The following is a 19,848-nucleotide window of genomic DNA, read 5'->3' as shown; positions in this document are numbered from 1 at the left end:
CCATGGGGGCCTGACCTCAGTCGTCACGAGGAGTTGCTCGCGTGGTACGCCCTGTTCCCGGCGAACTCACATTCGTCGCCCCGCGCGGGGCCAAGAAGCCGCCGCGGCACCTCGCCGACCTCACACCGGCCGAACGCAGGGAAGCGGTCGCCGCGATCGGCGAGAAGCCGTTCCGCGCCAAGCAGCTGTCCCAGCACTACTTCGCGCGGTACGCGCACGACCCCGCCGAGTGGACCGACATCCCCGCCGCGTCGCGGGAGCGGCTCGCGGGCGAGCTGCTGCCGGAGCTGATGACCGTGGTCCGGCACATCTCCTGCGACGACGACACCACCCGCAAGACCCTGTGGCGGCTGCACGACGGCACGCTCGTCGAGTCGGTGCTCATGCGCTACCCCGACCGGGTCACCATGTGCATCTCGTCGCAGGCGGGCTGCGGCATGAACTGCCCGTTCTGCGCCACCGGGCAGGCCGGTCTGGACCGGAACCTGTCCACCGCGGAGATCGTGCACCAGATCGTCGACGGCATGCGCGCCCTGCGCGACGGCGAGGTCCCCGGCGGCCCCGCCCGGCTGTCGAACATCGTCTTCATGGGCATGGGCGAGCCCCTCGCCAACTACAACCGGGTCGTCGGCGCGATCCGCCGCCTCACCGACCCCGAGCCGGACGGGCTCGGCCTGTCGCAGCGCGGCATCACCGTCTCCACGGTGGGCCTCGTCCCGGCCATGCTGCGGTTCGCCGACGAGGGCTTCAAGTGCCGTCTCGCCGTCTCCCTGCACGCCCCCGACGACGAGCTGCGCGACACCCTGGTGCCGGTCAACACCCGCTGGAAGGTCCGCGAGGTCCTCGACGCGGCCTGGGAGTACGCCGAGAAGTCCGGCCGCCGCGTCTCCATCGAGTACGCGCTGATCCGCGACATCAACGACCAGGCGTGGCGGGGCGACCTCCTCGGGCGCCTCCTGAAGGGCCGGCGGGTCCACGTCAACCTGATCCCGCTCAACCCGACACCGGGCTCCAAGTGGACCGCTTCCCGCCCCGAGGACGAGAAGGCGTTCGTCGAGGCCATCGCCGCCCACGGGGTGCCCGTCACGGTCCGCGACACCCGCGGTCAGGAGATCGACGGGGCCTGCGGACAGCTCGCCGCGGCCGAGCGGTAACCTGTCCGCCAGACAAACGCATATTCCGACAGGGGAGCGCCACAGCGCTGAGAGTGCGGTGACCGTCAGACCGCAGACCCTCCGAACCTGGCCCAGGTCATTCTGGGTAGGGAGATCGGTCGTTACTCGAGCTGTTGCGCCCTGCCCGCCGCCCGTCAGGCGGCGGGCAGGGCCGCGTCTCTTCCTGGCACCCACCAGGAGGAATGACCAGTGAGCACCACCAGCAAGCTCGCCGCGGGCGCCGTCGCCGCGGCCGTGGGCGTCACCGCCCTCACCGCCTGCGGCGGCGGGTCCGGTGACGGAGCCGACCGGGGCGGCAAGGACGGCGGCGCGAAGGACAAGACCGTCACGCTCGTCGCCCACGACTCCTTCACCGCCTCCGACGAGGTCCTGAAGCAGTTCACCGCGAAGACCGGGTACACCGTCGAGGTCCTCAAGAGCGGCGATGCCGGGGAGGCCGTCAACAAGGCCGTCCTCACCAAGGGCGCCCCGCAGGGCGACGTGTTCTTCGGCGTCGACAACACCCTGCTGTCCCGCGCCCTCGACCACGACGTCTTCGAGCCGTACGAGGCCAAGGGCCTGGACCGGGTCCGCCCCGGGGTCCGGCTCGACGCGGACAAGCACCGCGTCACCCCCGTCGACTACGGCGACATCTGCGTCAACTACGACAAGAAGTACTTCGCGGACAAGAAGCTCGCCCCGCCGCAGACCCTCGACGACCTCGCCAAGCCCGCCTACAAGGACCTGCTGGTCGTCGAGAACCCCGAGCGGTCCTCCCCGGGCCTCGGCTTCCTGCTGGGCACGGTCGCCGCGTACGGCGACGCGGACGGCGGCTGGCAGGGCTACTGGAAGAAGCTGAAGGACAACGGCGTCAAGGTCGTCGACAGCTGGGAGATCGCCTACAACCAGGAGTTCTCCGGCTCCTCCGGCGGGAAGCAGGCCAAGGCCGAGCGGCCGCTCGTCGTGTCGTACGCCTCCAGCCCGCCCGCCGAGGTCCTCTACAGCGACCCGCAGCCCAGCGAGGCCCCCACGGGCGTGTCCACCGGCACCTGCTTCCGCCAGATCGAGTTCGCCGGCCTCCTCAAGGGCGCCGGGAACCCCGACGGAGGCAAGGCCCTCATCGACTTCCTGATCGGCAAGGAGTTCCAGGAGGACGTGCCGCTGAACATGTTCGTGCACCCCGTCGCCGAGGACGCGGAGCTGCCCGAGCTGTTCACGAAGCACGGGGTGGTGATCGACGAGCCGCTGACCATGGCTCCCGACAAGATCGCCGCGAACCGTGACCAGTGGATCCAGTCGTGGTCCTCGCTCGTCCTGCAGTAGCCGCCGGGGGCCGGCGGGCCCGGCTCGGGGGCCGCGCCGTGCGCGGCGCCCTGGTGCTGGTGCCCGCCGTGTTCTTCGCCGTCTTCTTCGCGTACCCGGTCGCCGCGATCGTCGGTCGGGGGCTGCGCACGGAGGACGGCGGCTGGCAGCCGGCCCGGCTCGGCGAGGTGCTGGGCCGGTCCGACATCCTCGACGTGCTGTGGTTCACCACCTGGCAGGCCCTCGCCTCCACGGCGCTCACCCTGCTCGTGGCGCTCCCCGGCGCGTACGTGTTCGCCCGCTACGACTTCCCCGGCAGGCGGCTGCTGCGGGCCGTCGTCACCGTGCCGTTCGTGCTGCCCACCGTCGTCGTCGGCACCGCGTTCCTCGCCCTCGTCGGCCGCGGCGGGCTGCTCGACGACCTGTGGGGCGTCCGCCTCGACACCACCGTGTGGGCGATCCTCCTCGCCCACGTCTTCTTCAACTACGCGGTGGTCGTCCGCACCGTCGGCGGGCTGTGGGCGCAGCTCGACCCGCGCCAGGAGGAGGCCGCGCGGGTGCTGGGCGCCTCCCGGTTCGCGGCCTGGCGGCGCATCACGCTCCCGGCGCTCGCCCCCGCGGTCGCCGCGGCCGCGCTGATGGTGTTCCTCTTCACGTACACGTCCTTCGGCGTGGTCGTGATCCTCGGCGGGCCCGCCTACCGGACCCTGGAAGCGGAGATCTACCGGCAGACGGCGCAGCTTCCTCGACCTGCCCACCGCGGCCGTGCTGACCCTGGTGCAGTTCGCGGCGGTCGGCGGGATCCTCGCGGTGCACGCCTGGACGGTGCGGCGCCGGGAGGCGTCCCTGCGCCTGGTCGACCCGGCCCGCACGGCCCGCCGGCCGCGCGGCGCCGGGCAGTGGGCGCTGCTCGGCGGGGTCCTCGCCTCCGTCGCGGCGCTGATCCTGCTGCCCCTCGGGGTGCTCGTGGCCCGGTCCTTCGACGGATCGGGCGGCCTCGGCTACTACCGGGCGCTGACGTCCGCGGACGCCGGCGGGGGCACTTTCGTGGTGCCGCCGCTGGAGGCCGTGGGGAACTCGCTGCGGTACGCGCTGGCCGCCACCGCCATCGCCGTGGTCGTCGGGGGCTCGCCGCGGCCGCCCTCACGCCCCGCTCCCGGCCCGGCGCGGCAGGGCGGACGGGACCCTCCGGGGCCGGGCGGCTGCTGAGGGGCTTCGACGCGCTGCTGATGCTGCCGCTCGGCGTGTCCGCCGTGACCGTGGGCTTCGGGTTCCTCATCGCACTGGACGAGCCGCCGCTCGACCTGCGACAGGAGTGGATCCTCGTGCCGCTCGCGCAGGCCCTCGTCGGGGTGCCGTTCGTGGTGCGGACGATGCTGCCGGTGCTGCGGGCGGTGGACGAGCGGCTGCGGGAGGCCGCCGCCGTGCTGGGGGCCTCACCGCTGCGGGTCTGGCGCGAGGTGGACCTGCCGATGGTCCGGCGCGCCGTGCTGGTCGCGGCCGGATTCGCGTTCGCCGTGTCGCTGGGCGAGTTCGGCGCGACCGTGTTCATCGCCCGCGCCGACGAGCCGACCCTTCCGGTGGCCGTCGCCCGGCTGCTGGGGCGGCCCGGGGAGCTCAACTACGGCCAGGCGATGGCCCTGTCCACGATCCTGATGGTGGTGTGCGCGGTGGCGCTGCTGCTGCTCGAACGGGTCCGCACGGACCGCACGGGGGAGTTCTGACGATGCTTCGGCTCGATGGTGTGAGCGTGCGCTTCGGGGCCAGGACGGCGCTGGACGCCGTGGACCTGGCGGTCGCCGAGCACGAGATCGTGTGCGTCCTCGGGCCGAGCGGCAGCGGCAAGTCGACGCTGCTGCGGGTCGTCGCGGGCCTGCAGCCGGCCGATGAGGGGCGGGTGCTGCTGGCCGGCGCCGACCAGGCGGGGGTGCCCGTGCACCGGCGGGGCGTGGGGCTGATGTTCCAGGACCACCAGCTGTTCCCGCAGCGGGACGTCGGCGGGAACGTCGCCTTCGGGCTGCGGATGCGGGGGACCGCCCGCGCGGAGCGGGCCGCGCGCGTCGCGGAACTGCTGGACCTCGTCGGCCTGCCGGGTGCGGAGCGGCGCGCGGTGGCCGCGCTGTCCGGCGGGGAGCAGCAGCGCGTGGCGCTGGCCAGGGCGCTCGCGCCCAGTCCGCGGCTGCTGATGCTGGACGAGCCCCTGGGCCAGCTCGACCGGGGGCTGCGGGAGCGGCTCGTCACCGAGCTGCGGGCGCTGTTCGGGCGGCTCGGCACCACGGTGCTGGCCGTGACGCACGACCAGGGGGAGGCGTTCGCGCTGGCCGACCGGGTCGTGGTGATGCGCGACGGGCGGGTGGCCCAGGCGGGCACGCCGCGCGAGGTGTGGCAGCGGCCGGCGTCCCCGTTCGTGGCGCGGTTCCTCGGCTTCGACAACGTGGTGGAGGGCGCCGTCGGCGGCGGGGCCGCCGAGACGCCGTGGGGCAGGGTGCCGGTGCCCGCCGGCACCCCGCAGGGCGCGGCCCGGCTGCTGGTGCGGCCCGGCGGGGTCCGCATCGGCGACCCCGGCGAGGGGCTGCGGTGCACGGTCGAGGCCCGTACCTTCCGGGGCCACCGTGTGGCGTGTGGCGGTGCGGGACTCCGCGCGGACGGGCGGGCGGCGCCCCGCCCCTGGAGGCGGAGTGCGCGCTGCGGGACGCGCCGGACGAGGGCGCGGTGGTGGGCGTGACCTTCGACGGGGACGAGGTCGTCGCCCTCGGGGCGGACTGACCTGTCCTTCAGGCGGCCGGACCGCCGCGGGGCCCGCCTGCGGACCGACCGCCCGGCGAAGGTTCGCGGCCCCGGCCGTCAGGAGGTCAGCGGCAGGGCGGTGAGCGTCGCCACCGCCCATGTCACGGGCGCGAAGACGGCGAGGAGCACCGCGGCCCGCAGGAGCGCGGCGGAGCGCAGCAGGGCCGCGGGTGCGCCGAGGCGGATCAGGGCCGCCGTCGATCCCGCGCGGAGCTGCCGGGTCTCCAGGGCCGCGGAGAGGACGGTGGCCGCCGCGCAGGCGAGGACGAGTGCGGCGCCCAGCCCGGCGAGGGGGCCGAAGGGGCGGGCGCCGGCGGCCTGGCCGTACAGCTCGGCCGCGGTGATCCACGCCGCCACGACCGCGCTGAGCACGCCGAGGGGCCGGCCGACGCGGCGGGCCTCGTCCATGAGGGCGCGGCCCGCGAGCAGCCTGGTGGCGCCGGGGCGGTACGCCTGGACGACCCGGCCGCACAGGTGGGCGAGGCCGGGGCCGGCGATGGCGAGGCCCACCGCCGTGAGCGCCCAGCCGGCCAGGACGCCCAGGGTGATGCCGGGCACTCCGCCGGGCAGCGGCAGCCGGGGGCTGTCCCCGCCCCGTGTGCCGTAGACCTCGACGGCCAGTCCGATGGCGACGAGGGCGGTGCCCCAGGGCAGGCCGGTCGGCGCGGGCGCCGGGTCGAAGGGGTCGCGGGCCTCCTCGGTGCCGAGGCCGCCGTCGACGCCCCGGTCCGTGCCGGCCCTGCCGGCGGTGCCGGGGCGCCCGTGGCGGCGGCGCGGCTGCCGCGGCCGCAGGGTGAGCGCGGCCGCCGCGGACGCGGCCGCGGGCGTGACGGCCAGGAGGGTGAGCGCGGCCGGCAGCGGCAGCGGCCGGCCCGCGGCCAGCAGGTCGGCGGCCGCCCGGTCGAACGGCAGGCCCGTGAGGTCGCCCCGCAGATGCAGGAAGAACAGCAGGGCGAGGGCGGAGCCGAGGGTGCAGGAGACGGCGGTGGACGCGGCGGCGATGGCGGCGAGCCGCCCGGGGCCGAGCCCCAGGGAGGACAGGCCGGGCCGGGGCCGGGTGCTCGGGTCCGTGCGGGCGACCGCGACCGCCAGGTAGACCGCGGCGGCCAGCGGCGGGAGGCACCAGGCGAGCCGCAGCACGGAGGCCGCGGACCGGTCGGGGTGTGCCATGGCGTGCGCGAGGGCGCACAGCAGCAGGAAGCCCACGCCCGCGGAGGCGGCGGCGACGAGCAGCCGCCTGAGCAGGACCAGCGGGTGGGCGTTGCGGGCTAGACGGAGAGCGAGCACGCGTCGCGCCCCTCCGCTCCGTCGAGCCCCACCGCGCTTCCGGGGCCGTCGGGTTCGGCGGCACCGGCGGGTCCGGCGGGTTCGCCGGGACGGCCGGGGTCGTGGAGGTCGGCGAGCTGGACGGAGCCCGTGCGGCGTCCGTCGACCAGGCTGACCGTGCGGTCCGCGAGCGCGGCCACGTCGTCGTCGTGGGTGGCGAGGACGACCGTGATGCGGTGGGAGCGGGCCGCCGCGGTGAGGGTGCGCAGCAGGTGTCCGCGGTCCTCCTGGTGGAGGCACGCCGTGGGCTCGTCCGCGAAGAGCACGGCCGGGCCGCCCACCAGCGCGCGGGCCGCGGCGACGCGCTGGCGCTGCGACTGCAGCAGGGCGTGCGGGCGGCGGGCCGCGCAGGGGCCGGTGTCGAGCCGCTCCAGCCATTCGAGGGCGGCGGCCTTGGCGGCGCGGTGGGAGCAGCCGCGCAGCAGCAGCGGCAGGGCGGCGTTCTCCCAGGCGGTGAGCTCGGGCAGCAGGGCGGGCTCGGGGCCGAGCCACCCGAACCGGTCGCGCCGCAGCCGCTCACGCCGGCGGGCACTCATGGTGTGGACGGGGGTGCTGTTGAACCACACCTCTCCGTCCTGCGGGAGCAGCTGGCCGGACAGGCAGCGCAGGAGGGTCGTCTTGCCGCTGCCGCGCGGGCCGTGCACGGCGAGGATCTCGCCTTCGCGGACGCCGAGGGAGACGCCGCCGAGTGCGGGTGAGCCGTTGTGGGTGTGGTGCAGGGAACGCGCCCACAGTACGTCGTTGTCCGGCGGGGCCACCATGGTCGAAAACACCTCAGATCGGGTCAGAGCCTTCCATGTCCCCCCCTAATCCCCCGAACCGGTCGGAACATAACACGCGGCTCGTCGGGCCCCAACGCGGTGCTGCGGCAACAGGAAACGGCCGCGGCCCGGATGCACCCGTTCGGGTGCGTCCGGGCCGCGGCCGCTGTCGGCGGACGGCTGCCGGGCCGGTCGGTGAGGGGGAGTCCGGTCCGGCGGTCCGCCGCCCGGCGGGGCCGGGGCCCGCCGAGGGGCCGCCGGTCCGCCGGCGGGCGGGGGCTCAGAGCTTCGTCCACGCCTCCGTGAGGGTGGCGCGCAGGATCTGCTCGATCTCGTCGAACGTCGACTGGTCGGAGACCAGCGGCGGCGCCAGCTGGACGACCGGGTCGCCGCGGTCGTCCGCGCGGCAGTACAGGCCGTTGTCGAACAGCGCCTTGGAGAGGAACCCGTACAGGACGCGCTCGGTCTCCTCCTCGTTGAAGGACTGCTTGGTGGCCTTGTCCTTGACGAGCTCGATCCCGTAGAAGTAGCCGTTGCCGCGGACGTCGCCCACGATCGGCAGGTCGTGCAGCTTCTCCAGGGTGGCGCGGAAGGCGCCTTCGTTGTCGAGCACGTGCTGGTTGAGGTTCTCGCGCTCGAAGATGTCGAGGTTGGCGAGGCCCACGGCCGCGGAGACCGGGTGGCCGCCGAAGGTGTAGCCGTGCAGGAAGGTGTTGTCGCCCTTGTAGAACGGCTCGGCCAGCCGGTCGGAGATGATGCACGCGCCGATCGGGGAGTAGCCGGACGTCATGCCCTTCGCGCAGGTGATCATGTCCGGCACGTAGCCGAACTTGTCGCACGCGAACATGGTGCCGAGGCGGCCGAAGGCGCAGATGACCTCGTCGGAGACGAGCAGCACGTCGTACTGGTCGCAGATCTCGCGGACCCGCTGGAAGTACCCGGGCGGCGGCGGGAAGCAGCCGCCGGCGTTCTGCACCGGCTCCAGGAAGACCGCGGCCACGGTGTCCGGGCCCTCGAAGAGGATCTGCTGCTCGATCTGGTCGGCGGCCCAGCGGCCGAACGCCTCCGGGTCGTCGCCGTGGATCGGGGCGCGGTAGATGTTGGTGTTGGGCACCTTGTGCGCACCCGGCACCAGCGGCTCGAAGGGGGCCTTCAGGCCCGGCAGGCCGGTGATGGACAGGGCGCCCTGCGGGGTGCCGTGATAGGCGACGGCCCGCGAGATGACCTTGTACTTGGTGGGCTTGCCGACCAGCTTGAAGTACTGCTTGGCGAGCTTCCACGCGGTCTCGACGGCCTCGCCGCCGCCCGTCGTGAAGAACACCTTGTTCAGGTCGCCCGGCGCGTGCTGGGCGATCCGCTCGGCCAGCTCGACGGCCTTCGGGTGCGCGTACGACCACACGGGGAAGAACGCGAGCTCCTGCGCCTGCTTGTAGGCGGTCTCGGCCAGCTCGTGCCGGCCGTGGCCCGCCTGCACCACGAACAGGCCGGCGAGGCCGTCGAGGTAGCGCTTGCCCTTGTCGTCGTAGATGTAGGTGCCCTCACCGCGGACGATGGTCGGGACGGGGTTGTTCTCGTACGACGACATGCGGGTGAAGTGCATCCACAGGTGGTCGTAGGCGGTCTTTGACAGGTCGCTGCGGGAGTTGCTCACGGCTATCGGGTTCCCCACATGTAGGTCTGCTTCTTGAGCTTGAGGTAGACGAAGCTCTCGGTGGAGCGCACGCCGGGGAGGGTGCGGATGCGCTTGTTGATGACATCCAGCAGGTGGTCGTCGTCCTCGCAGACGACTTCCACGATGAGGTCGAACGAGCCCGCGGTCAGCACCACGTACTCGCACTCGGGCATGGCCGCCAGCGCGTCCGCGACCGGGTCCACGTCGCCCTCGACGTTGACGCCGAGCATCGCCTGCCGCCGGAAGCCCACGGTGAGCGGGTCGGTGACGGCGACGATCTGCATCACGCCCTGGTCGAGGAGTTTCTGGACGCGCTGCCGCACGGCCGCCTCGGACAGGCCGACGGCCTTGCCGATCGCGGCGTAGGGACGGCGTCCGTCCTCCTGGAGCTGTTCGATGATCGCCAGGGACACGGCGTCGACCGCGGGGGACGATCCGCTGCCGGTCCTGGGGTCTGCACTTCGACTGGCCACGTCTTCACTGTGCACCGAGTCTCGTCGGTCTGGCAACCCCGGAGTGATGAAATTCGTTGTCCAAGCGTCGTGATCTCACTGAATCCGAAGTTGTAGGGGGTCAGGGCTGTCGAAAGCGTGGTGCCAGCGACTAGGCTGGACGTCTCACCCACCGGACGGACCGGCGGGACCACCGGACAACGGGGTCCGGATATCCGGACACGTCGTCCGCGATACCGGACGCCGCGACCATGACACCCGAGATCGACTAGGAGGGGTGGCCACGTGACCACCGAGCTGCGTCGTCTGCGCAACTACATCAACGGCGAGTTCCGGGACGCCGCCGACGGACGGACCATCGACGTCGTCAACCCCGCCACCGGGGAGGTCTACGCCACCTCTCCGCTCTCCGGGCAGGCGGACGTCGACGCCGCCATGGAGGCCGCCGCAGCCGCCTTCCCCGCCTGGCGCGACACCACGCCGTCCGAGCGGCAGAAGGCCCTGCTGAAGATCGCCGACGCGTTCGAGGAGCGCGCCGAGGACCTCATCGCCGCCGAGTGCGAGAACACCGGCAAGCCGATCGGCCTCACCCGCAGCGAAGAGATCCCCCCGATGGTGGACCAGATCCGCTTCTTCGCCGGTGCCGCCCGGCTCCTGGAGGGCAAGGCAGCCGGCGAGTACATGGACGGCATGACCTCGATCGTCCGGCGCGAGCCGGTCGGCGTCTGCGCCCAGGTCGCCCCGTGGAACTACCCGATGATGATGGCGGTGTGGAAGTTCGCCCCGGCCATCGCCGCGGGCAACACCGTCGTCCTCAAGCCCTCCGACACCACCCCGGCGTCGACCGTCCTGATCGCCGAGATCATGGGCGCGATCCTGCCCAAGGGCGTTTTCAACGTCATCTGCGGCGACCGCGACTCCGGCCGCGCCATGGTCGAGCACCCGACCCCCGCCATGGCCTCCATCACCGGCTCCGTACGCGCCGGCATGCAGGTCGCCGAGTCCGCCGCCAAGGACGTCAAGCGCGTCCACCTGGAGCTCGGCGGCAAGGCCCCCGTCGTCGTCTTCGAGGACGTCGACATCGACAAGGCCGTGGAGGACATCTCCGTCGCCGGGTTCTTCAACGCCGGCCAGGACTGCACCGCCGCCACCCGCGTCCTCGTCCACGAGTCGATCCACGACGACTTCGTGGCCGCCCTCGCGAAGGCCGCCGCGGAGACGAAGACCGGCCTGCCGGACGACGAGGACGTGCTCTACGGCCCGCTCAACAACGCCAACCAGCTGGCCCAGGTCACCGGCTTCATCGACCGCCTCCCCGCGCACGCCAAGGTCGAGGCGGGCGGCCACCGCGTCGGCGACAAGGGCTACTTCTACGCCCCGACCGTCGTCTCCGGCCTGCGGCAGGACGACGAGATCGTCCAGAACGAGGTCTTCGGCCCGGTCATCACCGTGCAGTCCTTCCGCGACGAGGAGCAGGCCGTCCAGTACGCCAACGGCGTCGAGTACGCGCTGGCGTCCTCCGTGTGGACCAAGGACCACGCCCGTGCGATGCGCATGTCCAAGGCCCTCGACTTCGGCTGCGTGTGGATCAACACCCACATCCCGCTGGTCGCCGAGATGCCGCACGGCGGATTCAAGAAGTCCGGCTACGGCAAGGACCTCTCCGCGTACGGCTTCGAGGACTACACGCGCGTCAAGCACGTGATGACGTCCCTGGGCTGACCCGCCCCGGAGCCCCTGCACCGGCAGGGGCTCCACCCGCCGGGCACCGGGCGCACCGCGCCCGCCCTGCCCTGCCCCCTCCAGGCCCGCGCCCTGTCGGCTCGGGCCTGGCCCCGTTCCCGGCCCCCGCCCCGGCGGACGGCCCGCCGGGCGTCGTGGCACGCGCGGCCCGGGCGGCACCCGGTACGCGCGGCCCGGCCGGCACCCGGTACGGGCGCGGGAGGGCTGGGCCCGGCGCCCCGCCCGCACGTGCCCCGGCCCGCGGGCCCGGAGGCCGCCCGGCCCACCCTCATCCGGCCACCGCCGGGCCCGCGCCGCGTCCGCGCATCCGCGCCTGCGCCGCCCCGTCCTGCGCCCCGCCGGGGCGGGTCAGGGTGCGCGGAACAGCAGGACCGCGTTCTGGCCGCGCAGTGTGCACACCGTGCTCAGCGCCGCCCGCACCGGGCGGCGCCGCGGCGACTTGGTGACCACGTCCAGTTCGATCTCCGGGTCCAGCCGGTCCAGGTTCGCCGTCGGCGGGATCGCCTGGTCCCGCAGTGTCAGGACCGTGCACGCCGCCTCCACCGCGCCCGCGCCGCCCACCGAGTGGCCGATCACGCTCTTCACGGCCGTCACCGGCGGCGGGGTCCAGCCGAACACCCGCCGCAGCACCCGCGCCTCCACCAGGTCCTCCAGCGGCACCCCGCTGCCGTGCGCGTTCACGTGGTCCACGTCCTCCGGACCGAGCCCCGCGTCCGCCAGCGCCGCCCGCAGCGCCCGCTCCACCCCCGGCCCTCCAGGTCCGGACCCGGCTCCGCCAGCGGCCGCGCCGACGCCCGTACCCGGCCAGCACCGCGCGCACCCGCGCACGGCGCGCCCGCGCGTCCGCGCAGCGCTCCAGCACCAGCACCCCCGCGCCCTCGCCCAGCACGAAGCCGTCCCGGTCCGCGTCGAAGGGCCGCGACGCCCCGGCCGGGTCGTGGGTCCGGGCCGACAGCACCCTCCCGCCGCGCCGCTCCCGTACGCCGCCACCGCCGCCCGGCCCCGCACGCTCTCCGCGCCGCCCGCCACCGCGACATCGCACGCCCCGGCCCGCAGCAGGTCCCGCGCCACCCCGAGGGCGCTCGCCCCGGAGGCGCAGCCCGCAGCCGTCACGAACGACGGGCCCGACGCCCCCAGGGCCGTACCGATGCCGTGGGCGAGCCCCTCGCCGCCGTCGCCGCCGCTGCGGCCGATCACGACCGCCACCCGCGCCCCCGTCCAGGCGGAGCCCGCCGCCGAGAGGCCCGCGTCGGCGAGGGCCTCACGGGCCGCCGCCACCCCCATCCGCAGCGCCCGCTCCGCCCCGTCCTCCGGAGCCGCGGGGCCCAGGCCCGCCACCCGGCAGGAGAAGTCCACCGGCAGCCCCGCGAGCAGGTCGTCGCGGGCCGCGGTCGGCCGGCCGTCCAGCAGCCCGTCCCACGTCGACTCGGCGTCCGGCCCGGCCGGGGTCACGAGCCCCAGTCCCGTGACCGCGACATCGGTCTGCTGTCGTACTCCGGCAGGTACATGCACGCGCAAGGTCGACTCCAGGCGGGAGAGCTGACGGTACGAGGGGGAGACGGCGCCGTCTCGGGAGAGGCGCCACCTTATGGGCGGCCCGGCCCGGCACCGGCACGCCGCAGCGCCGATCGGCGCCGTACCCGGGCCAAAAGCACCCGCGCGGGTGACGTGCCCTCGCGCTGTCGACGCACCCCTGCCAGTGCCGTTGGCGCGGAACCGTCAACTCCGCGCCGATACGGGCGGCATGCAGAACGATGACGTGCACCACGCCGTCCCCTGGGGCCCGTTGGCGGCCCGCGCGCTGCACGCCGCCGAGGGGGCGGCGTTCGGCCCCCACCATGCCGCAGGCCCGCCTGCCGGAGCTGCGGGAACGCCTCCCGTCCGCACCCGAACGGGTGTGGCAGGCCGCCGAGTCGGTCGACCAGCGGGGGTTCGCGGTCGCCGCCGGCGCCCTGGGCGCGACCGCGGCCGCGGCGGCCGCCGCCGGGGCGCGGACCGGCGGGCGGTCGGCTTCCGCCGGGGCGCCGACCGGGAGCGGGCTGCACGGCTCGGTGCGCTTCGCGCAGGCCGCGGCCGCACGGGGCCACCCGCCCGGATCGGCGGCCACGCCGCCGGTCGTCCTGCACGCTGCGGCCACGCGGCCGGCTGCGGCGCCCCGGAGTGCTCAGGCCCGCCCGGGGCGCCCCACGTGGCGGCCGGGCTCGCGGCGGCGGCCGGCGCCACCCTCGCCCCCACGCGTTCGCCCGCAGGGTCACCGCCGCACGGTGAACACCCGCCAGGGGCGGCCGCCGCAGCGGCCCGGTCGGGCCGGGCGCCCCGCTCAGGCCCTCGGCGAGCCGCCGGTGAACCGGGCACGGCAGGCCGCGGTGACCGGGCCGGCCGCACCGCCCTCCCGCTGCCGGACCGCGGCTCGGGGCGGCGCTCCGCCGACCGCACCGGCCGCGTGACCGCGGGTCCACCCGCCACGGGCGGGCGGTCGACGCGGCGCGGAGCCGGATCACCCGGTGCTCCGCGCGGAACGGACGGAGACCAGCGCGTCCACCCGGTTGGTGGTGACGGAGTCCACGCCGGCGTCGATCAGCCTGCGCATGGTGCGCCGGGTGTCGGCCGTCCACGCCGAGACCAGCAGCCCGTCCCGGTGTACGCGGTCCGCCAGGGCGCCGCTGACCAGCCCGAAGCGGTAGTTGAGCCAGCGCGGGGCGAGGGCGGCGAGCAGCGCCGGGCGGGCCGGGGCGAGCGTCGTCCACGTCAGCGCCAGCTCGGCCGCCGGGTCCTCGGCCCGGACCAGCAGCATCGCGGGCGCGCCGGAGCAGTAGTAGACGCGGTCGGCGGCGCCGCAGTCGCGGACGGTGCCGACCACGGCGCGCACGGACCGGGCGGTCGCCCCCGGCAAGTCGATCATGACCCGGCGGGGACCGGCCGCCTCCAGTGCCTCCCGGAGGGTCGGCACGCCCTGCGGACCGGTGAGCTCGCGGACGTCGGCGAGGGTCAGCGCCGCCAGCGGGCGGTCGATCCGCCACAGCCGCTTCAACGTGTCGTCGTGGAGCAGGACCGGGACGCCGTCGCGGGTGAGCCGCACGTCGACCTCCACGGCGTCCGCGCCGCGGGCCAGGGCCGAGCGGATCGAGGCGAGGGTGTTCTCGCGGACCCGGTACGGGTCCCCGCGGTGGGCGACGGCGGTGACGGGCCGGGGGCGGCCCGCGGGGGCGGGGCCGGTCACGGCGCGAGCCACTGCTCCGTGTACGCGTCGATCTCGGCGCTGATGCGCGTCTTGCCCGCCGGGTCGAGGAAGGACGCCTCCACGGCGTTCTTCGCGAGCGCGGCGACCCCGCGCTCGTCGAGGCCCAGCAGGCGGGCGGCGATCGCGTACTCCTTGTTCAGGTCCGTGCCGAACATCGGCGGGTCGTCGGAGTTGACGGTGACCAGGACGCCCGCGGCCACCATCTCCGTGATCGGGTGCTTGTCGAGGTCGGTGACGGCCCGGGTGGCGATGTTCGAGGTGGGGCAGACCTCCAGGGCGATGCGGTGCTCGGCGAGGTGGGCCAGCAGCTCCGGGTCCTGGGTGGAACTCGTGCCGTGGCCGATGCGCTCGGCGCCCAGGTCGTTCAGCGCGTCCCAGACGGTCTGCGGCCCGGTCGTCTCCCCGGCGTGCGGCACGGACCGCAGCCCCGCGGCCCGGGCCCGGTCGAAGTACGGCTTGAACTGCGGGCGCGGCACGCCGATCTCCGGGCCGCCGAGCCCGAACGACACCAGGCCCTCGGGCCGCAGGTCCACGGCGAGCCTCGCGGTCTCCGCGGCGGCTTCGAGGCCGGCTTCCCCGGGGATGTCGAAGCACCACCGCAGGATCACGCCGAGTTCGGTCTCGGCGGCCCGGCGGGCGTCCTCGATGGCCTCCATGAAGGCCCGCTCGTCGATGCCGCGCCGGGTCGAGCTGTACGGGGTGACGGTGAGCTCCGCGTACCGGATGTTCTGCCGGGCCATGTCCCGGGCCACCTCGTACGTCAGCAGCCGGACGTCCTCGGGGGTGCGGACGAGGTCGACCACCGACAGGTAGACCTCGATGAAGTGCGCGAAGTCGGTGAAGGTGAAGTAGTCCGCCAGTGCCTCGGGGTCCGTGGGGACCTTCGAGTCCGGGTGGCGCGCGGCCAGTTCGGACACGATCCGGGGGGACGCCGAGCCCACGTGGTGGACGTGCAGCTCCGCCTTGGGCAGCCCCGCGATGAAGGGGTGCAGATCGGTCATCGGGGGTCCTTCGTGTGAGGGGGCCGTCCCTGGTCACGGGCCATCGTAAGCGGGTCGTTAGCATGGCCGGACCACGATGGGGGAGGCCATGACAGACAACCACGACCGCAACGACCCCTGGGCGCCGCCGGAGCGGCCGGCCGCCCCGCAGGGCCCCGCCGACGCGGGCGGCCCCGCGGAGCAGGGCCCGGTCGACCTGGGCAAGGCGGGCCCGCCGCCGGTGCACCAGCAGCCGACGGTGGCGTCCATGCCCGCGCCGGGCTTCGCCGCCCCGCAGGGCCCGGCGACGTGCCGCCGCCCCCGGTCGCGCCCGGCGGGCCCGCGCAGCCCGCCCCCGGTGCGTACGGCTATCCGGCACCGCCCGCCGCGGGCCCGCAGGGCGCGTACGGGTACCCGGCGGGCCACCCCGGCTACGGGCCGTACGGCCAGGGCGGTTGGGGCCCGGCCCCCAACAACGGGATGGGCATCACGGCGATGGTGCTCGGCATCGTCTCGCTGGTGACGTGCTGGCTGTGGGGGCTGGGGATCATCCTCGGCGCGCTCGCCCTGGTGTTCGGCATCATCGGGCGGAAGCGGGTGCAGCGCGGCGAGTCGAGCAACGGCGCCTTCGCCACGGCGGGCATCGTGACCGGCTCGGTCGGCATCGTGCTCGGCGCGGTCATCCTGGGCGCCATGATCTGGGCCATCGTCCAGGAGGAGAACCGGAACGGGCAGGACGCCCCGTACCGGACGGCTCCGGTCGCCGCGGAGGCGCCGCGCTAGAGGCGGCGTCCGCACAGCGGCGGCGTCCGGCGGCGGGGCGGACCGGACGGCACCCCCACAGGGGCGGCGCCCCTGTGGGGTGGGTCGGGCGGCGTCCTGTGTGCCGGCGTACGGCGGAACAAGACGGCCGCTGCGGTGCGGTGCGGTGGCGGACTGCGGCTGGTGGACCCGCCGGCGCCCGCAGAGGGGCGGCGTCGGGCGGCGGGGCGGTGGCCACCGGACGTGGCGCTCGGACCGGGACGGCGGGGACGCGGCGCCCGGCGTCCGGGCTGGAACGCGAGGGACTGGACGTGGCGCCCGGACGGGCCGCGGGCGCGCTCCCTGGGGAACAGGCGTCCCCGACCTGATCGCAGGGCCCTACGATGGGCCGACCAGACTCACCGGAGGGGGACACCCATGTCCGATCCCAATCAGCAGCCCGGCGGCTTCGGGCCGAGCCCGTACGCCCAGGGGCAGCAGCCGCAGCCCGGGTACGGCTACCCCGCCCCGGACGCCGGCGCGCAGCCGGGGTACGGCTACCCGGCGCAGCCGCCCGCCCCCGGCTACCCCGCGCCCCCGGCCGGCGCCCCGTACGCCGCGCCCGCGCCGTACGGCGCCGCCCAGCCCGCCAACGGCCTCGGCACGGCCGGTCTGGTGTGCGGCATCATCGGCGTCGTCCTGAACGTGACGGTCGTCCTGTGGTGGGCGGCATCATCCTCGGCATCCTCGCGATCATCTTCGGCGCCGTCGGCCGCGGCAAGGTCAAGCGCGGTGAGGCGACGAACAAGGGCGCGGCCACGTCCGGCCTGGTCCTGGGCATCATCGCGACCGTGCTGCTGCCGTCGATCATCCTGCTGGTCTTCGCCAGCTTCCTCGGTATGGCGGGCGCGGCGGGCTGACCCGCCGCGTACCGCCCTTCCGGCCCTTCCGGGGCCGCGGCCGCGCCGCACGCCGACCGGTGTGCCCCCCTCGCCCGACGCACCCGCGCCGGGTCCTGCGCGCCGGGCCCCGGGCCGGTGCGAGCGGCACCCCGGACCGGCGGTGCGGCGGCTGCCGCGGCCGGTGGCGGCATCGCGCGGCATCGCCCGCGCCCGGCGCGCGGGCGGTGCGCGGACCGCGGCGCGTCTGCTCGTCCGACGGGCGGCACCCCGTATCACGCTGACGGAGCGCCGGGACGGCTGGCCGGACGCCGCCCGCGCCGCCGTCGACGGGCGTCCTGCCGGCGCCGGGCAGTGCGGGCAGGGCCCCGGCGGGTCCGCTCGGCGGCCCGGTCAGGCGGGTCCGCTCGGCGGCCCGGCCCGGCCCGCCCCGTGCCGTCCACCCCGCCGCGGGGCGCGGCGCACCGGCGGACCGGCCGGGCCCGTCAGCGGAGCTGCTCCCGGGCGTCCATCAGGGCGAACCCCAGCAGGTTCAGCCCCCGCCAGCGCGCCGGGTCCGAGGCGCGCTCGTCGTCGGCGGCCAGGCCGATGCCCCAGACGCGGTCCACCGGGCTCGCCTCCACGAGCACACGCCGGCCCGTGTTCAGCAGGTAGTCGCGCAGGTCCGCGTGCTGCCCGAACTTGTGGACGCTGCCGGCCACCACGATGCCGAAGCGCTCCTTCTTCCACACGGCCTCGTCGAAGCCGCGCACCAGCCGCCCCGCCCTCTTCGCCACCGCCGGGTTCGGCGCCAGGAGCGCCTGCCGCTCGGCCTCGGCGTCACCGAAGAGGCGGGCCTTGGCCGCCATCATCCAGTGCTCCGCCGTCGCGTACCGGACCCCGTCGACGGTGAACGGCGCGGGCCACCACTGGCTGAGGCAGGACGCGCCGATCCTGCCGTCCGGCTGCGGGCGGTGCCCCCAGAAGTGCAGGAACTTCACCTTCTCGCCCCTGCTGACCTGCTCGATCAGCCCACCCACTCGTTCCATGCACGCCAGCCTCGCACCCGCCACGGACAGTCCGTACGGGAATTTTCTGCCGCACACGACAGTTGGTCGACCGAATCCGTCGCGTAACCAAAAGGCAACAACGGAATCCCTTGTTGGAGCCTGCGCCCTCTGTCAGGATCGGCACTCAATTCAGGCCGGGACAACGGAGAGCGTCATGGGGAACGGCTGCCGGACAGCCCAGACAGCACAGACACCCGACAAGGCGCAGGACACCGCCGCCGTACAGAAGCGGTTCGCGCCGGGTGCCCAGTACATCGGAGGCCGGCTGCGGCCGGGCACCTCGGGCCGCACCCACACCGTGACCGACCCCGCCACCGGGCGGGAGGTCCTCACCTACGAGCTGGCCGGCACCGCCGACGTGGACGCCGCCGTCGCCGCCGCCCGGGGCGCGTTCCCCGCCTGGGCGGGGGCCACCCCCGCCGAGCGCTCCGACGCCCTGCACCGGTTCGCCGCCGTCCTCGCCGAGCAGGCCGAGGACCTCGCGCGCGCCGAGTCCCTCCAGTGCGGCAAGCCCCTGCGGCTGACCCGGGAGTTCGACGTCCCGGGCACGGTCGACAACACCGCCTTCTTCGCCGGGGCCGCCCGCCGGCTACAGGGCCAGTCAGCCGGCGAGTACAGCGCGGACCACACCTCGTACGTCCGCCGGGAGCCCATCGGGGTCGTCGGTTCCATCGCGCCCTGGAACTACCCCCTCCAGATGGCCGCGTGGAAGATCCTCCCGGCGGTCGCCGCCGGCAACACCATCGTCCTCAAGCCCGCCGAACTCACCCCGCTGACCTCGCTGATGTTCGCCCAGGCGGCCACCGAGGCGGGCATCCCCGACGGGGTGGTCAACATCGTCACCGGCGCCGGCCGGGACGCCGGCGAGCACCTCGTCTCGCACCCCGACGTGGCCATGGCCTCCTTCACCGGCTCCACGGCCGTCGGCCGGCGCGTCGCCGAGCTGGCCACCGCCACCGTCAAGCGCCTCCACCTCGAACTCGGCGGCAAGGCGCCGTTCGTCGTCTTCGACGACGCCGACCTGGAGGCCGCCGTCCACGGCGCCGTGGCGGGCGCGCTCATCAACACCGGCCAGGACTGCACCGCCGCCACCCGGGCCTACGTCCAGCGGCCGCTGTACGACGCCTTCGTCGAGCAGGTCGCCGCCCTCATGGGGACCGTACGGCTCGGCGACCCGTACGAGGCGGGCACCGACCTCGGGCCGCTCGTCAGCCGCGCCCAGCGCGACCGCGTCGCGGGCTTCGTCGACCGGGCCCGCGCGTACGCCACCGTCGTGACCGGGGGAGAGGTCCCCGGCGGCGCCCTGGCCGCCGGCGCCTACTACCCGCCGACCCTGGTCGCCGGAGCCGCCCAGGACAGCGAGATCGTGCAGAGCGAGGTCTTCGGACCGGTCCTCGCCGTGCTGCCCTTCGACACCGACGACGAGGGCCTCGCCCTCGCCAACGACACGCCGTACGGGCTCGCCGCCTCCGCCTGGACCCGCGGCGTGTACCGCGCCGGCCGCGCCACCCGCGAGCTCCAGGCGGGCTGCGTGTGGGTCAACGACCACATCCCGATCATCAGCGAGATGCCGCACGGCGGGTACCGGGCCTCCGGCTTCGGAAAAGACATGTCAACGTATTCCTTCGAGGAGTACACCCAGGTCAAGCACGTCATGTTCGACAACACCGCGGTCGCGAGGAAGGACTGGCACCGCACCGTCTTCGGCGGCCGCTAGGCCGCACCTCACGGACCGCACCGG

The 19,848-nt window shown here is 75.0% G+C and carries 13 protein-coding genes, 5 pseudogenes and 1 riboswitch; of the genes and pseudogenes, 8 read left to right on the top strand and 10 right to left on the bottom strand.

What is annotated here, in order from left to right; translation table 11 throughout:
• The first annotated feature begins 41 nt into the window (after positions 1 to 41).
• The 4 genes and pseudogenes from rlmN to L6E17_RS05970 all read left to right on the top strand — a co-directional run bounded on the left by rlmN (position 42) and on the right by L6E17_RS05970 (position 5,222).
• Positions 42 to 1,154: a 23S rRNA (adenine(2503)-C(2))-methyltransferase RlmN gene (gene rlmN / locus L6E17_RS05985; RefSeq protein ID WP_236239750.1), complete on the top strand. Its 1,113-nt coding sequence runs from the start codon at positions 42 to 44 to the stop codon at positions 1,152 to 1,154.
• Between the two features lie 20 nt (positions 1,155 to 1,174).
• Positions 1,175 to 1,285: riboswitch (TPP riboswitch) on the top strand.
• 79 nt (positions 1,286 to 1,364) lie between these two features.
• Positions 1,365 to 2,477, top strand: coding sequence for a thiamine ABC transporter substrate binding subunit (locus L6E17_RS05980; RefSeq protein WP_236239749.1), 1,113 nt, complete (start codon positions 1,365 to 1,367; stop codon positions 2,475 to 2,477).
• Positions 2,478 to 2,515: 38 nt separating this feature from the next.
• Positions 2,516 to 4,180 (top strand): annotated as a pseudogene (locus L6E17_RS05975) (ABC transporter permease).
• A gap of 2 nt (positions 4,181 to 4,182) precedes the next feature.
• Positions 4,183 to 5,222: pseudogene (locus L6E17_RS05970) on the top strand (ABC transporter ATP-binding protein).
• 78 nt (positions 5,223 to 5,300) lie between these two features.
• On the opposite strand, the gene L6E17_RS05965 reads toward L6E17_RS05970, so the two are convergent.
• From L6E17_RS05965 to L6E17_RS05950, 4 genes are all read right to left on the bottom strand, one after another.
• Positions 5,301 to 6,530 (bottom strand): hypothetical protein, encoded by a 1,230-nt coding sequence (locus L6E17_RS05965; RefSeq protein ID WP_236239748.1) that lies wholly within the window; start codon positions 6,528 to 6,530, stop codon positions 5,301 to 5,303.
• Positions 6,512 to 7,330 carry an ABC transporter ATP-binding protein gene (locus L6E17_RS05960; protein WP_236239747.1) on the bottom strand — a complete coding sequence of 273 codons (819 nt, stop codon included), beginning with the start codon at positions 7,328 to 7,330 and terminating at the stop codon, positions 6,512 to 6,514. Before L6E17_RS05960 ends, L6E17_RS05965 begins: the two co-directional genes overlap by 19 nt.
• Positions 7,331 to 7,610: 280 nt before the next feature.
• Positions 7,611 to 8,981, bottom strand: a complete 1,371-nt coding sequence (locus L6E17_RS05955) for an aspartate aminotransferase family protein (RefSeq protein WP_308315834.1) — start codon at positions 8,979 to 8,981, stop codon at positions 7,611 to 7,613.
• Between the two features lie 2 nt (positions 8,982 to 8,983).
• Complete coding sequence (locus L6E17_RS05950) at positions 8,984 to 9,475, bottom strand: Lrp/AsnC family transcriptional regulator (protein ID WP_236239746.1); 492 nt, start codon at positions 9,473 to 9,475, stop codon at positions 8,984 to 8,986.
• A gap of 264 nt (positions 9,476 to 9,739) precedes the next feature.
• On the opposite strand from L6E17_RS05950, the gene L6E17_RS05945 reads away from it, so the two are divergent.
• Positions 9,740 to 11,176, top strand: a complete 1,437-nt coding sequence (locus L6E17_RS05945; RefSeq protein ID WP_236239745.1) for a gamma-aminobutyraldehyde dehydrogenase — start codon at positions 9,740 to 9,742, stop codon at positions 11,174 to 11,176.
• 369 nt (positions 11,177 to 11,545) lie between these two features.
• Here L6E17_RS05945 and L6E17_RS05940 read toward each other — a convergent pair whose 3' ends face one another.
• The 5 genes and pseudogenes from L6E17_RS05940 to L6E17_RS05925 form a co-directional block, all read right to left on the bottom strand.
• Entirely contained in the window at positions 11,546 to 11,941 is a 396-nt protein-coding gene (locus tag L6E17_RS05940) for a hypothetical protein (protein WP_236239744.1), read from the bottom strand.
• Between the two features lie 145 nt (positions 11,942 to 12,086).
• Positions 12,087 to 12,155 (bottom strand): annotated as a pseudogene (locus tag L6E17_RS30420) (hypothetical protein); the annotation flags it as partial.
• A gap of 77 nt (positions 12,156 to 12,232) precedes the next feature.
• Positions 12,233 to 12,649: pseudogene (locus L6E17_RS05935) on the bottom strand (3-oxoacyl-ACP synthase); the annotation flags it as partial.
• Positions 12,650 to 13,694: 1,045 nt separating this feature from the next.
• Entirely contained in the window at positions 13,695 to 14,429 is a 735-nt protein-coding gene (locus L6E17_RS05930; RefSeq protein WP_374109006.1) for a glycerophosphodiester phosphodiesterase, read from the bottom strand.
• Positions 14,414 to 15,439, bottom strand: a complete 1,026-nt coding sequence (locus L6E17_RS05925) for an adenosine deaminase (RefSeq protein ID WP_236239742.1) — start codon at positions 15,437 to 15,439, stop codon at positions 14,414 to 14,416. The genes L6E17_RS05930 and L6E17_RS05925 overlap by 16 nt, the downstream gene beginning before the upstream one ends.
• A 288-nt stretch (positions 15,440 to 15,727) precedes the next feature.
• Between L6E17_RS05925 and L6E17_RS05920 the strand changes: the two genes are divergently transcribed.
• Positions 15,728 to 16,201, top strand: a complete 474-nt coding sequence (locus L6E17_RS05920) for a DUF4190 domain-containing protein (RefSeq protein WP_374109005.1) — start codon at positions 15,728 to 15,730, stop codon at positions 16,199 to 16,201.
• 396 nt (positions 16,202 to 16,597) lie between these two features.
• A pseudogene (locus L6E17_RS05915) lies at positions 16,598 to 17,079 on the top strand (DUF4190 domain-containing protein).
• 464 nt (positions 17,080 to 17,543) lie between these two features.
• On the opposite strand, the gene L6E17_RS05910 reads toward L6E17_RS05915, so the two are convergent.
• Positions 17,544 to 18,086 (bottom strand): NADAR family protein, encoded by a 543-nt coding sequence (locus tag L6E17_RS05910; RefSeq protein ID WP_236239741.1) that lies wholly within the window; start codon positions 18,084 to 18,086, stop codon positions 17,544 to 17,546.
• Between the two features lie 175 nt (positions 18,087 to 18,261).
• Here L6E17_RS05910 and L6E17_RS05905 point away from each other — a divergent pair, with 175 nt between their 5' ends.
• The gene (locus tag L6E17_RS05905) at positions 18,262 to 19,824 is read left to right on the top strand and encodes a gamma-aminobutyraldehyde dehydrogenase (RefSeq protein ID WP_236239740.1); all 1,563 of its coding nucleotides are present in this window, start codon (positions 18,262 to 18,264) and stop codon (positions 19,822 to 19,824) included.
• Positions 19,825 to 19,848: the final 24 nt, after the last annotated feature.

Origin of the sequence: Streptomyces sp. CC228A, assembly GCF_021390935.1 — a bacterium.
In the GTDB taxonomy this organism is placed as follows: domain Bacteria; phylum Actinomycetota; class Actinomycetes; order Streptomycetales; family Streptomycetaceae; genus Streptomyces.
This window is presented reverse-complemented; position numbering and strand designations above follow the sequence as displayed.